Source organism: Corallococcus sp. AB030 (assembly GCF_003668965.1).
GTDB classification, from domain to species: domain Bacteria; phylum Myxococcota; class Myxococcia; order Myxococcales; family Myxococcaceae; genus Corallococcus; species Corallococcus exiguus.
In genome coordinates, this window is the sequence record NZ_RAWQ01000055.1 from 1 (window position 1) to 12,470 (window position 12,470).

Below are 12,470 nucleotides of genomic sequence, written 5' to 3' on the forward strand. Positions count from 1 at the left end.
GTTCCCCATCGTCCAGGCCCCGGACGAGGACCCGCTCGACCGCGACATCACCGCCCTCTTCGTGGACGTGGCCCGCGCCGACGGCGACATGCGCCGCGAGGAGGTCCGCGAGGTCCGCCGCTACTTCGAGGAGGTCCTCCGCGCCGACGCCCACACCGTCCAGGCCGTGCGCCGTTACCTCAAGGACTTCCTCTCCCGCCCCGCCTCCCTGGACGCCCCTGCCTCCCTCGCCTCCTGCCTGGACTCCCTGCCTTCGGGCGAACGGCTCCGCCTGCTGGACGCGCTCTATGAGATGGCGCTCGCGGACGGCCCCCTCCAGCGCTCTGAACGCGAGGCCCTGAAGCGCATGGCCGAAGGCCTGGACGTCCCCGACGCCAAGGTCCAGGCCCTGGCCGAACTGCACCTGGGCGACGCCACCGCCCACTACCAGACGCTCGGCCTCCCCCCGGACGCCACCGACGCGGAGGTGAAGAGCGCCTACCGCAAGCTCGCCGCCCGCTTCCATCCGGACAAGGCCGCCCACCTGGCGCCCAAGGCCGCCGAGCAGGCCGCCCGCCGGTTCCAGGCCGCCCGCGACGCCTACGAGGAAATCCGCAGGCTGCGCGGCCTGTAGCCCGGGTTAGAAGACAGGAATCCCATGAGCCAGCGTCCCCCGAAGAAGAAGGAAGCGGAGTTCCAGAACAACCCGTTCAAGTCCGCCATCAAGACGCTCCAGGACCAGGAGAAGCAGGAGAAGGCAGCGGCCGCCGCCGCGGAGGCCTCGAAGAAGAAGGCCGTCGCGCAGAAGCCCACCAAGGCCCCCAAGGCGCGTCCGGAAGACGACGACGTGGGCCTCTTCTTCTCCGCCATGGACGGCGTGCAGCAGATCACCCACCGCGGTGAAGCCCCCAAGACGAACCCGCGCCTGCCGGAGCTCATCGACGACAACGCGGAGGCGCTCGCGCAGCTCTCCGACCTGGTCGCCGTGGACGGGCCCCTGTCCTTCACCGGCTCGGACACGGCCTTCGAGGGCGCCTCCCCCGGCGCCGACCCCAACCTGCTGCGTTCGCTGCGCCGGGGGGACTTCTCCGTGCAGGACCGGCTGGACCTTCACGGCAAGACGCAGCGCGAGGCCCAGGCCGCCGTGGAGCGCTTCCTGTCCGACAGCCGCCGCGCCAAGCGCCGCTGCGTGCTCATCGTCCACGGGCGCGGTTTGAATTCCAAGGATCAGATCCCGGTGCTCAAGGACGCGGTGAGAGACCTCTTGTCGCAGAAGCGGCTGGAGCGGATGGTGCTGGCGTTCTCCACTGCCCGTCCGCAGGACGGCGGGGCTGGCGCCGTCTACGTGCTGCTGCGCCGATAGCTTTACGCGTGGCCGTGGCTGTGCATACATGCCGCCATGGTTCGCGACCTCATTGACCTTCACATCCACGTGGGTGGCGCGGTGGCTCCGCACATCCTGTGGTCCATTGCCCACCAGCAGGGCTTCAAGCTCCCCGTCAAGAACTACTTCGACTTCGTCGAGCTCATCACCTCCCGTCCGGGCAAGGTGGGCAGCCTGGACGACTACCTGAAGATCCTCCACACCTGGACGGAGAAGATCCAATCCTCTCCCAGCGCCATCGAGCGCTCCGTCTACGAGGTGATTGGCAAGGAGTACCGGGGCAGCCGCGTCACGCAGATTGAGCTGCGCTTCAATCCGATGAAGCGCAACCTCTCCAGCGAGTTGGATCTGGACCACATCATCCACGCGGCGCTGCGGGGCATGGACCGCGCGACGCTGGAGTACGGCGTGAAGGTGGGCCTCATCTTCTGCCTGGCCCGCGAGTTCGACCACAAGCTCAACAGCATCATCGTGGAGAAGGCCATCAAGTACCGCTCGCGCGGCGTGTACGGCATCGACCTGGCCGGCACGGAGCGCGACGCGATGGAGCACAAGTCGTCGCTCTCGGAGTACGAGGATCTCTACGCCCGCGCTCGCAAGGCCGGCCTCAAGTGCACCGTGCACACCGGCGAGACGGCCGGCACGGGCGCCAACGGCCTGATGGCGGCGGTGGAGAAGCTCAAGCCCCACCGCATCGGCCACGGCATCCGCGCCGCGTACGACGAGTCCGCGATGAAGATTCTTCGCGAGAACAACATCACGCTGGAGCTGTGCCCCACGTCCAACATCCACACCAAGGCCGTGGCGGACCTGCAGGAGCTCAAGCACATCATGCAGACGTTCTGGGACCGCAAGGTGAAGTTCACCATCAACACGGACGGCCCCTACCTGCTGGAGACGGACATGCGGCGGGAGATTGAAATCGTCGAGTCCAACAACCTGCTCTCCACCGAGCAGGTGGACCAGGCACTCGCGTGGGCGCGCGAGGCGTCCTTCATCCCGGCCTGACGCATGTACGGCCTGACTCGCGCATTGCTCTTCAGCCTGCCCCCGGAGCCCGCGCACCGGCTGGGCATGTCGGGGCTCGCGGCCCTGGGGAAGTGGAACGCCCGCTGCCGCGCCATGCGCGAGCACACGCTGCGCCTCGCGCCCATGGACCTGTCCGTGGAGCTGGCGGGGATGAAGTTCGCCCACCCGGTGGCGCTCGCCGCCGGGTTGGACAAGGACGCGGAGGCCGTGGACGGGCTGTTCGCCTGCGGCTTCTCCGCGGTGGAGATTGGCACCGTCACGCCGAAGCCCCAGCCCGGCAACCCGAAGCCGCGCCTGTTCCGCCTGCCGGAGCACCGCGCGGTCATCAACCGCATGGGCTTCAACAACCACGGCACGGCCACCGCGGCGGAGCGCCTCAAGGCCCGCTCGTGGAAGCCCGGCCCGCTGGGCGTGAACATCGGCAAGAACAAGGACACGCCGCTGGAGCGCGCGATGGACGACTACGTGGCGTGCGTGGATGCGCTCGCGTCGCTGGGGGACTACGTCGTCGTCAACGCGTCCTCGCCCAACACGCCGGGCCTGCGCAAGCTGCAGGAGCCAGAGCAGCTGTCCGCGCTGCTGCTCGCCGTGCGCGAACGGATGGAATCCGTGGCTCCGGGCACACCGCTGTTCCTGAAGATCGCTCCGGACCTCACACCCGAAGCCGTGGATGAAGTCGTGGACGTGGCGATGGCGCGAGGGCTGTCCGGGCTCATCGCCACCAACACCACGCTCACCCGACCCTTCGAGCACCCGCACTCGAAGGAGGCCGGCGGTCTGTCCGGCGCCCCCGTGCGCGAGCTGTCCAACGCCGTCATCCGCCGCGCGTACCAGCGCGGCAAGGGCGCCCTGCCCCTCATCGGCGTGGGCGGCGTGTTCACCGCGCAGGACGTCTACGAGAAGCTGCGCGCGGGCGCCACCGTGGTGCAGGTGTACACGGGCTTCATCTACGAGGGCCCGGGCATGGTGGACCGCATCCTCCCGGAGCTGGGCGCCCTGCTGGCCCGGGACGGCTTCGCCTCCGTGCGAGACGTGATTGGCATGGACGCTCGCGAAGGCATGCCCGCATAGGCCCACCTGCCCTCCGGGGCAGGTAACCTGTCTTCCTGGTGACACAGGAAACTCGGGACAGGCCCCGGGCGATGATTGTGGGACGTCTTCCGCCCTTCGAGGTGCGCCGTGAAGATCTCCCGTCCGCCGTCGTCCCCGCCCGCGTCGCCGACCTCGACGCCGCGCCCTTCCGTGCCGCAGCCGGTCCCGCCGAAGCCGCCCGCGGAGCAGAGCCCCTCCGACGTCTTCGACGGGCCGGTGGCCAGCTCGAACGCGGGTGACAGCAAGCAGGGTGCTTCAGGCAGCAGCATCCGCGTCGGCGCAAGCGCCTCGAGTGGCGGACAGGGCATCGAGGACCGGGACAAGTTCAAGCCCTCACAGGGCCCCGGCGGCCCGGGCACGACCGCCTCCGGCAGCAGCATCCGCGCGGGCGGCCGGGGCAACTCTGGCGGGACGCAGGGCGATCCCCCCTGCACGCCCCACCGGAGGGACTGAAGACGCCGTTCCTCCCGCGCACGCGTGCTCAGTACTCCTTCAGGAGCGCGGCGGCCACCTTGAGGTCCAGCCGCTTGAACAACGCCGAGACCTTCGCCTTCGGGATCAGCTTCTTCGCGGCCGCCTCTACGCGGAGGAGCGCGAAGGCGAGCTGATCGAGTGAGGCGAAGGCCGGCGAGACAGAGCCCTCCTCGTGCGCGTAGCGGACGACCGCTCCCGTCGTGACGTCGAGGAGGAACATCTCGCCGGAGCCGTCGCTCGCGATGCCGACGTACTTGTCGTCGTTCGCAGCGGCCAGGTCCTCCTTCTTGCAGTCGAAGCCGTAGCTGTCGAAGTCGAAGGCGAGGGTCATCGACGGCACGCCACCGCCCATCACCACTTCGTCCAGCGCACGACCCGCGGGAACGGCACGAACCTTCTTGCTGCCGGGCTTCGACACGCGGGGCGCCTTCGGGAAGAAGCGCGCCGCGTCGGCCGCGAAGTCACCGCGCTCGATGTAGCCGGCCAGGGTGCTCGCCTCGGTGCTCTCCCCCCACTCGGTGAGCGTGGGCTTGCTCACGTCGAGCGGCGTGCCGTCCTTGGCGAAGAACGTCGTGCTCTTCAGCTTGCCCTTGGCGAACACCGCCGTCAGGCGATGAGGCCAGGGCTTCGGGACCTTGAAGATCTTGTGCAGGAGCTTCGTGCCGGCGTACTCGAACAGGGCGCCATCGACCGGGCCGACGACCCACTCGAGGGCGCCGTCGATGACGCCATCACGCAGTTCAATCCGCAGCTCGTCCGGGAAGTCGAAGCCGGGGCGGAAGCGCACCTCGACCAGCGCGCCGTCCGCGAACGTCGCGATCATCGTATTGTTCGGCCCGTTCGGCAGCCCAAGCGCCTCCTGCATGGCCAGGCGCGGTGCGTGCTCCGACATCTCGTGGATGCCGAGCGACCATTTGATCTCTCCATCCAGCTTGCCGTCCTTGCGCGTGGCGTCGAGCAGCAGCAGGCCCGACGGATGGATCCACAGGCGCTCGCGCGCGTCGTTGGGACCTCCGCATCGCCAGAGTTTGGTGGAGGCATCGAAGGTGGCTTCAGGAGGAACGCTCTTGGGGCGCGGGGCGGTCGTCATCGCGCCGCACCATACCTGTCGCACCCCTTCCCTCCACCTTCTGGTGGGCGCGGAAGCGCTGTCTGGCTTTGAACGCTGACGCGCTGCATCCCAGACGCGTCTTCGGTTTTCCGGTACTCCTAGGAAACTCGGAACGTGGTGGGTCCGATGATGGTTTCAGGAACTCCGTCCTGAGGTGCTTCGTGAAGATCTCCCGCCCGCTGTCGAGCCCCACGCAGCCCGAGCAGCCCACCCAGCTTCCGGTGCATCGCGCGTCCGGGCAGAGCCTGGCTGGCGGGCACGGATCCTCCAGCAGCGCCCAGGGCTACAGGGATCCGCCGGACCTCTTCCAGGGCGGCCCCAGCCATGACCGGCCTGGCCTCTTGATCCAGGACCGCCTCCATCGCGGCCCCGTGGGTGAGGGCGGCCAGGCGCGGCCCTGCGCCTCCGGCTCCAGCGTGAGGGGCCAGGGCGGTGGCCACTCCGGTTCCGTCTCGTGCAGCTTCGTGCCTTCGGAGAGCGGGGCGGCGGGCGCGGCCAGGCCGAAGCCATCCTCCCCCTTCCAGAAGTTGGCCGAGCGGGTCCGCGACCTGTTCGCGAAGCTGGTGGGCGCGGACGCGCCGGAAGGCTCCCGCCGTGGCCGGGTGGCGACGGGCGATAGCTCCCGGTCCGCGGGCTCCAAGCACACCGGCAGTGGCCAGGGACGCATCGGGGCCGAAGAGGAGCTCCAGGCCAGCGACCCGGCTCGGGTCGGCGGCTGACCCGCGGCGTGATCCTGCGTTCCGGGCGTGAGTGACGGTAGGCTTGCCCCGGAATGAACGACGTCCAGCGATTCGGGCCGTACCGCGTCCTGCGGGACATTGGTGAAGGCGGCATGGGGCGCGTCTCGCTCGCGGAACGCGAGGGCTGGGAAGAGCCGGTCGTCCTCAAGCGAATCCACTCCGAGCACGCCGCCGACGTCCGCTTCCGCCGCCGACTGCTGCGTGAGGCGGAGGTCGCCGCCGGACTGCACCACCTCAACGTGGTGCGGGTGCTGGAGACGGGCGTCATCGACGACCAGGTCTACCTGTCCATGGAGTACGTCGCGGGCTCCAGCCTCGCGCACGTCCACGCGGCGAGCCGGCCAGAGCTGCTGCCGCTGGGCCCCATCCTGGATGCCATCGCGCAAGCGTGTGACGGGCTCGCGTATGTGCACCAGTTCGTCAATCCGGAGTCGGGCAAGTGGATGGAGCTCATCCACCGCGACGTGTCCCTGGACAACCTGCTGCTGTCCTACACCGGCACGGTGAAGATTGCCGACTTCGGCATCGTGAAGACGTCCGAAGGCACGCAGACGACGTCCGGCGTGGTGATGGGGAAATTGGCATACATGTCCCCGGAGCAGATCCGCGACGAGGTCCTGGACGCGCGCGCGGACCTGTACTCGCTGGGCATCTGTCTTTACGAGCTGCTCGCCGGACGTCGGCCGTTCCCCATCCAGCGCGGCCGCGCACTGATGGAGTCGGTGCTGTATGACGCTCCGCCACCGCTCATGCCGCAGCGCCCGGGGATTCCCGCGTCGCTGGTGTCGCTGGTGGAAGCGCTGCTCGCCAAGGACCGCAAGGGCAGGCCCACGGAGGCCACCGCCGTGGCGAAGGAGCTCCGCGCGGAGCTGGCCCGGCTGGGCGAGTCCCCGCTCTTCCCCTCCCGGCTGATGGAGCCACCCACCGGCGTCCCAGCGAAGCCCCGGAGGCTCCGTCCGGCCCTGCCCGAGCCTCCCGCCTCCGAGCCCACGGAGGTGATGAAGCCGGAGGTCCTGCCCACCCTGCCCCTGGAGCCCGCGCCTCCTCTGCGCTCGGAGGCGCCGACCCAGGCGTTGAGGCCCCAGCGTCCCGTGTCCCGGCCACCGGAGCCCGCTCCCGTGAAGGAGCAGGCTCCGCTCCCAGAGCCAGTGAAGCGGTTCCGGCCCCCCGAACCACCGCCACCGTCCTCACAGGCACCGTGGCTCAAGTGGGTGGCCGTCTCCGTGGCGGGAGGTCTCATCGCCGCGGCGGCGTGGTGGTGGAGCTGATCAGCAGCCGCAGGTCCCGCTGAAGGCGTACTGGTATTGATATTCCGTGTGCGTGTAGGTGCCGCCCGCGTCGAAACACACGCGATAGCTGTACTGCTGATTGAACAGGCCCGGCTTGCCGCGCTGGTAGGGGTAGCTGCCATCGTCGCACGGCGGAGGGAGGTGCTCAGGCCCGCCCCCCGTGATGGAACGGGGAGCAGCCGCCATCGGATCACCCTCACAATACCAATAGACGCCACACGCGCGGTTGTCCGAACAATACTGCCCGCCCGAGTTGATCCACTCGGACCAGTTCGCGCACGAGCCCAGCGCGGCCTCCGTCGTGGCCAGTGAAGCCTCCTCGGCCGCGGCCTCCTCGGGCGTCATGGGCCCACCGCACGCAGTCAACGCCAGACCCGTGCAGACGCCGACGACGACGCGCAGCAATGACATTCCAGGCATGAAGGGGGACTCCTTGTCCGAGGGGGCACCGGCATGGCGCCCAGCCGTCCGACAGGGATTCAGATTAGACAATCTCGACTCCCCAGACCAGCGCAAGCCTTTCAGGAAAATTCCCGACAAGAACGGTCCGTTCAAAAGGCGGCAAAGCCTATCGACTTGCAATCCATTGCCGCACCGCGGCCAGCTCGCGCCGCGTCATATTGCCGCCCTGCGCAAAGCCATCCTCGGCCTTGTTCGCCAGCGTCAGAGCCCGCGCATGCTCCGCGGGCTGACCCCAGAGTGCCTGCGCGAGCGCGAAGTGCGTCATCGCGGCGTCCACCGGGTTCCAGCCCAGCGGGGCCAGCACCCGCTCGGATGTCTCCAAAAGCTCTCGCGCGCTGTCGCCCTGCCCCAGCAGGAAGTACGCGAGCCCCAGCGCGGTGCGGCTGTGGATGGTCCGCGCATGCTCCGCGCCCAGCGAGCGCGACTTGGAATCCAGCGCCGCGCGCAACAGCGGCACCGCCTCCTTCGGACGGCCCTGCGCCACCATCAGCCGCCCTACATCCTCCTCCAGCGTGTCCACCGCGAACTCCTCTGGTGGCAACACCTTTCGTTGGAGCGCCAGCCCTTCCTGGAAGTGCGCGAGCGCGTCCGCGTCCCGCTCCAACCGCTCCTCCGCGCCGGCCAGCGCCTTCAGCGAATCAATGGCCTCGCGGCTCTCCGCGCCAAAACCCTGACGCATTCCCTCCAGCGCCTGCCGGTGCAGCGCGAGCGCCCGGTCCGGCGCGCCCAGCGACTCCTGCACCAACGCGATGTCGTGGAGCAGCAGCAACGTCTGGGAATTGAGCGGCCCCAGCGTCTGCTGTTGCAGCGTGTACGCGCGCTGTAGCCACTCCAGCGCCTTCGGCAGGTTGCCTGACTCCTGCTCCGCGAAGCCCAGGTTGGTGAGCGTGCCCGCGAGCAGCGGATGCACCGGGCCCAGCCGCTCCTCGTAGATGGCGAGCGCCTTCTGGTACAGCGCGGTGGCCTCCGCCTTCTTGCCCTGGCGCAGCATCACCATGCCCAGGTTGTTATAGACCTTCGCGGTGTCCACGTGCGTGGGCCCCAGGGTGCGCTCGCGCAGCGCCAGGGCCCGCGTGTAGTGCTCCGCCGCCGCGTCGAGCGCTTCCTCGTTCAGCGCGAGGATGCCCTCGTGGTTGGCGAGCCGTCCCTCCAGGTCCGGCGCGGAGCCCAGCCGTTCGATGAGCGCGTGCGCCTGGGCGCTCCACAGGTGGGCCTCGGGGAACCACTCGGGATCCCCGCTCAGTCCGAGCACCAGCTCCGTGGCCACCTGGAGCGCCACTTCGTCATGCCGTCCCGCCGTGGCGGCGGCCATGGCCTCGTGCCACGTAGCCCGCGCGTCGCGCGACTGGCTCATGCGGTGGTGGGCCCAGCCCAGGACGTGGAGCGCCTCCGCCTCCACGGGCCGGTAGTGCGTCACGTGCGCCGCCTCCACTGCGGCCTTGGCCACGGGCACCGCCTGCGCGTAACGGCCCGTGTCGAGCAGCGCCTGCGCATGCGCCACGTCCTTGCGCACGGCGTCCACGCGGGTGCGCGCCGCCTGGTCCTCCGGCGGGGGCACCGCGGCGGAGAGCGCCTCCACGTTCGCGCAGCCAGACACGCCGCGCAGCGAATCCACCGCTTCCGCGCTGCGCTGCACCAGCGCCACATCCGCGTGCGCCAACTCAGCCCCCAGCGCGTCCACCGCCCGCAGGCGCCGGTCCAGACACGACATGCGCAATGCCAGATGTGCTTCCGGCTGCTCTCCCGTCACGCGCGTGGCCTCGCAGGCCTGGCGATGCATGCGGCTCCACTCGGACGCGTAGGCATCCAGCGCGCGCTCCACCCGGTCGAAGGCGCCATCCGCGTCCTTCGCGCCGCTCTTCTCGAAGGCCTCCGCCACCGCCGCCTTCTGCGTGGGACCCCAAACGCGGGCGAACAGCTTGGGCGCGCCGCTGCACGGCGTGGGACGCACCCACGCCACGCCCACGCCCAGGAAGAGCCCGGCCACCACCGCGATGGAGCGGCCCGCGAGCTTCTTCCGTCCCGCCTCCGGGTCGCGCTCCAGCGCCGCCAGCAGCGCCTCCATGGACGCGAAGCGCTGCTCCGGCGCCACCGCCAGGCCCTGCGCGAGCACGCGGTGCACCCAGCCCGGGACGGATGGATGCGCGGGCGGCTCCAGCTCCACCCGGGGCACCACCGCGCCCTGGGGGGCCCGCTGCGAATCCAGCAGCGTGACGGCCATGCGCCGCAGCGTCCCCTCCTCGAAGGGGCGCTGACCGGTGAGCGCCTCGTAGACGGACACGCAATAGCTGAACTGATCCGCGCGCGCGTCCGGGCCCCGGCCCGCGTACTGCTCCGGCGCCATGTACGCGGGCGTCCCCACCAGCGCTCCCGTCGCCGTGAGCCTTGTGTCGAGCGGCCCTTCCAACAGCGCCGCCGGTGGCACCGCGGGCCCTGCCTCCGTACCCACGCCCGCGTCGGACGCGATGCCGAAGTCCGTCACCCAGACGCCGCCGTCCCGGCCCAGCAGCACGTTGTCTGGCTTGAAGTCGCGGTGCACCAGCCCCGCCGCGTGCGCCGCCGCGAGCCCCTGCCCCATCGCCCGGCATACGGCCAGCACCTGGCGCTGGGGGTGCGGCCCCTCGCGCAGCCACTGGCGCAGCGTGCCGCCCTCCACCCGCGCCATGGCGATGAACACCCGGCCCTCATGCGTGCCCACGTCGTGCACCGTGAGCACGTTCGGGTGGGACAGGCGCGCCATGGCCTGGGCCTCGCGCACCAGCCGCAGCGCGCGGGCGCCCTCCTCCTCGTCAGGCAGACGCCGCTCGTGCAGGAGCTTGATGGCGACGGTGCGGCGCAGCTCCGGATCGAAGGCCTCGAAGACCTCGCCCATGCCGCCCTTGCCCAGCCGCGCCAGCAACACATAGCGGCCCACGCGCGTCGCGTGGAGCGGACGCTCCGGCAAGCTGGAGTCACCCGTCGGGTGGCCGGTGTTCGGCGCCTGGGAACCGGTGTCTTCAGTGGGCCGGGAGGTCTTCATCACCCCCAGCCTATCCTGCCTCCGGCTTATTCCGGCTATCCGCACCCGACATCGGGGACTGGATTTCCGACAGTACCCACTCGCCCGCCCACCAATCTGGCGAGCAGCAGCACGCGCACATGAGGCCCGCGCTGCGCTTCGCATTCCTTCACGCCATTCCCCAACGCCCGCTACACGTTGCGCAATGACTCACGGTACTCGTCAATCAGCTTCCAAGACCAATCCCACATCTTCTCTTCATCCCCACCCACCGCCCTCTGAATCGCATTGACCCAGCCAAACTCGGCCCCCCACCCCTTCACCTCACGGAGGTAGGCAATAAACCCTCGATTGAAGTCACCAACAGGCTCCTCAATCCCATGAACAGACAAGGCCAGGGCATACCCCCTCAGCATATGCTCCAGACACCGCAACTGCACAAACCGATGCTCCTCATCGGCATCAAGATACAAAGACGGGCGCCTGCGGATTTCGCCAAGAAGTTCAAAAACATTCGTCATCTCCAGCTCCAGATCCCAGGTGAAGTCGGGCGCCCGCGCGACCGCCTCAAGCATGAAAGAATGGACCACCCGATGCCACCTGGGTGTTCTCCATTCTGACGTCCCCCATGCGCCACGATGGCGATGCCAGCCAATCTCAGGCGTGCCCACCTTCTCGACTGAAAGCGACTCCCGCCGGACAACCCGGCTGGACAACCCTTGGGGGGCCACCGCGTTCCTGGCTATAGCGCGCCCATGCCCACCCTTCTCCTCAGTGCCAGGGATTTGCGCGGCCTCTACACCGTCGAGCTCGGTCTGGAAGCCGTCGAGCGCGCCTTCCTGGCGCATGGCCGCGGTGACGCGCTCATGCCCCCCAAGGTGTACCTGTCCCTGCCGAAGTACGACGGCGACTTCCGCGCCATGCCCGCGTTCCTCGACGGCGCGGCTGGCGTGAAGTGGGTCAACGCCCATCCGAACAACCCTCGCAAGCACGGGCTGCCCACGGTGCGCGCCGTGTACGTGCTCAGCGACCCGGACACCGCGTCCCCGCTGGCCATCCTGGACGGCACGCTGCTCACCGCGTGGCGCACCGGCGCCGCCGGCGGCATCGCGTCCAAGTACCTGGCGAAGAAGCAGCCGCGCACGTTGGGGCTCGTGGGCTGCGGCGTGCAGGCGCGCGTCCTCATCGACGCGCACCGCGCCCTCTTCGGGGACCTGGAGCTGCTGCTGGCGGACGCGTCCGCCCAGGCCGCGGAGGCACTCCAGAAAGAGAAGGGAGGCCGCGTGGTGAGCCTCCAGGAGGCCTCCGGCGCGGACATCGTCTGCTCCGCCACGCCCGCGCGCGCCCCGGTGGTCCGCCGTGAGTGGGTCCAGGCCGGCGCCCACATCAACGCCATGGGCGCGGACGCCCCCGGCAAGCAGGAGCTGGATCCGCGACTGCTCGTCGAAGGGCGCGTCTTCATCGACGACGCGGATCAGGCGCTCCACTCCGGCGAGGTCAACGTGCCGCTGCACGACGGGCTCATCCAGGCCGAGCAGCTCGCCGGGACCCTGGGAGAGGTCGTCGCTGGCCGGAAGCCCGGCCGCACCGGCACCGAGGTCACCGTCTTCGACTCCACCGGCCTCGCCGTGCAGGACGTGGCCCTGGTCCGCGCGCTCTACGACGTCGCCCTGGCGAAGGGCGTGGGCCAGCGGTTCGATCTGGTCGAGGACGCCTGACGCCTGTATCCCACCCGGTGCATCCTCCTCGCGGAGACGACCCTGAAGGGCGCACGGGGGCGGCGTTGTGAGGCAAAAAAGAGAGCGCTCGCCGGCACCTTGGAGTTTTACCGGCGAGCGCCCCGGGCCGCGTGCCGACTGGCAGGGCCTCGTAAAGTCGCGGCGGATGTGGAGAGCGGCCTGTCGGCCCACCC

12 protein-coding genes are annotated in these 12,470 nt (G+C 69.6%); 8 read left to right on the plus strand and 4 right to left on the minus strand.

The annotated features are described in order from the left end of the window. The 5 genes from D7Y15_RS15570 to D7Y15_RS15590 all read left to right on the plus strand — a co-directional run. The coding region (locus tag D7Y15_RS15570) for a TerB family tellurite resistance protein (protein ID WP_121753082.1) at positions 1-613 on the plus strand (613 nt) is incomplete at its 5' end. Between the two features lie 24 nt (positions 614-637). Next, entirely contained in the window at positions 638-1,342 is a 705-nt protein-coding gene (locus D7Y15_RS15575; protein ID WP_121753083.1) for a Smr/MutS family protein, read from the plus strand. 36 nt (positions 1,343-1,378) lie between these two features. Further along, positions 1,379-2,371: an adenosine deaminase gene (add, locus tag D7Y15_RS15580; protein ID WP_121753084.1), complete on the plus strand. Its 993-nt coding sequence runs from the start codon at positions 1,379-1,381 to the stop codon at positions 2,369-2,371. Between the two features lie 3 nt (positions 2,372-2,374). Further along, positions 2,375-3,463, plus strand: coding sequence for a quinone-dependent dihydroorotate dehydrogenase (locus tag D7Y15_RS15585; RefSeq protein WP_121753085.1), 1,089 nt, complete (start codon positions 2,375-2,377; stop codon positions 3,461-3,463). A 108-nt stretch (positions 3,464-3,571) separates the two neighbouring features. Then, positions 3,572-3,937, plus strand: a complete 366-nt coding sequence (locus tag D7Y15_RS15590; RefSeq protein WP_148712779.1) for a hypothetical protein — start codon at positions 3,572-3,574, stop codon at positions 3,935-3,937. A 28-nt stretch (positions 3,938-3,965) separates the two neighbouring features. Here D7Y15_RS15590 and D7Y15_RS15595 read toward each other — a convergent pair whose 3' ends face one another. Beyond that, a complete protein-coding gene (locus tag D7Y15_RS15595) occupies positions 3,966-5,048 on the minus strand; it encodes an SMI1/KNR4 family protein (RefSeq protein WP_121753087.1) in 1,083 nt (360 codons plus the stop codon). 182 nt (positions 5,049-5,230) lie between these two features. Here D7Y15_RS15595 and D7Y15_RS15600 point away from each other — a divergent pair, with 182 nt between their 5' ends. Both D7Y15_RS15600 and D7Y15_RS15605 read left to right on the plus strand, forming a co-directional pair. After that, complete coding sequence (locus D7Y15_RS15600) at positions 5,231-5,788, plus strand: hypothetical protein (protein WP_120575612.1); 558 nt, start codon at positions 5,231-5,233, stop codon at positions 5,786-5,788. 53 nt (positions 5,789-5,841) lie between these two features. Further along, complete coding sequence (locus D7Y15_RS15605; protein ID WP_121753088.1) at positions 5,842-7,077, plus strand: serine/threonine-protein kinase; 1,236 nt, start codon at positions 5,842-5,844, stop codon at positions 7,075-7,077. On the opposite strand, the gene D7Y15_RS15610 is transcribed toward D7Y15_RS15605, so the two are convergent. From D7Y15_RS15610 to D7Y15_RS15620, 3 genes are all read right to left on the minus strand, one after another. Then, on the minus strand, positions 7,078-7,518 hold the full coding sequence (locus D7Y15_RS15610; RefSeq protein ID WP_120575610.1) for a hypothetical protein: 441 nt from the start codon (positions 7,516-7,518) through the stop codon (positions 7,078-7,080). A gap of 148 nt (positions 7,519-7,666) precedes the next feature. Continuing rightward, positions 7,667-10,579: a serine/threonine-protein kinase gene (locus D7Y15_RS15615; RefSeq protein ID WP_158629061.1), complete on the minus strand. Its 2,913-nt coding sequence runs from the start codon at positions 10,577-10,579 to the stop codon at positions 7,667-7,669. A 170-nt stretch (positions 10,580-10,749) separates the two neighbouring features. After that, entirely contained in the window at positions 10,750-11,133 is a 384-nt protein-coding gene (locus tag D7Y15_RS15620; RefSeq protein WP_121753090.1) for a hypothetical protein, read from the minus strand. 180 nt (positions 11,134-11,313) lie between these two features. Here D7Y15_RS15620 and D7Y15_RS15625 point away from each other — a divergent pair, with 180 nt between their 5' ends. Continuing rightward, the gene (locus tag D7Y15_RS15625; protein ID WP_121753091.1) at positions 11,314-12,276 is read left to right on the plus strand and encodes an ornithine cyclodeaminase family protein; all 963 of its coding nucleotides are present in this window, start codon (positions 11,314-11,316) and stop codon (positions 12,274-12,276) included. The last annotated feature ends 194 nt before the right edge of the window (positions 12,277-12,470 follow it).

Coding starts and splice junctions, on each gene's coding strand:
- D7Y15_RS15575 (WP_121753083.1), top strand. CDS start 638: ATGAGCCAGCGTCCCCCGAAGAAGAAGGAAGCGGAGTTCCAGAACAAC.
- add (WP_121753084.1), top strand. CDS start 1,379: ATGGTTCGCGACCTCATTGACCTTCACATCCACGTGGGTGGCGCGGTG.
- D7Y15_RS15585 (WP_121753085.1), top strand. CDS start 2,375: ATGTACGGCCTGACTCGCGCATTGCTCTTCAGCCTGCCCCCGGAGCCC.
- D7Y15_RS15595 (WP_121753087.1), bottom strand. CDS start 5,048: ATGACGACCGCCCCGCGCCCCAAGAGCGTTCCTCCTGAAGCCACCTTC.
- D7Y15_RS15605 (WP_121753088.1), top strand. CDS start 5,842: ATGAACGACGTCCAGCGATTCGGGCCGTACCGCGTCCTGCGGGACATT.
- D7Y15_RS15610 (WP_120575610.1), bottom strand. CDS start 7,518: ATGCCTGGAATGTCATTGCTGCGCGTCGTCGTCGGCGTCTGCACGGGT.
- D7Y15_RS15615 (WP_158629061.1), bottom strand. CDS start 10,579: ATGAAGACCTCCCGGCCCACTGAAGACACCGGTTCCCAGGCGCCGAAC.
- D7Y15_RS15620 (WP_121753090.1), bottom strand. CDS start 11,133: ATGCTTGAGGCGGTCGCGCGGGCGCCCGACTTCACCTGGGATCTGGAG.
- D7Y15_RS15625 (WP_121753091.1), top strand. CDS start 11,314: ATGCCCACCCTTCTCCTCAGTGCCAGGGATTTGCGCGGCCTCTACACC.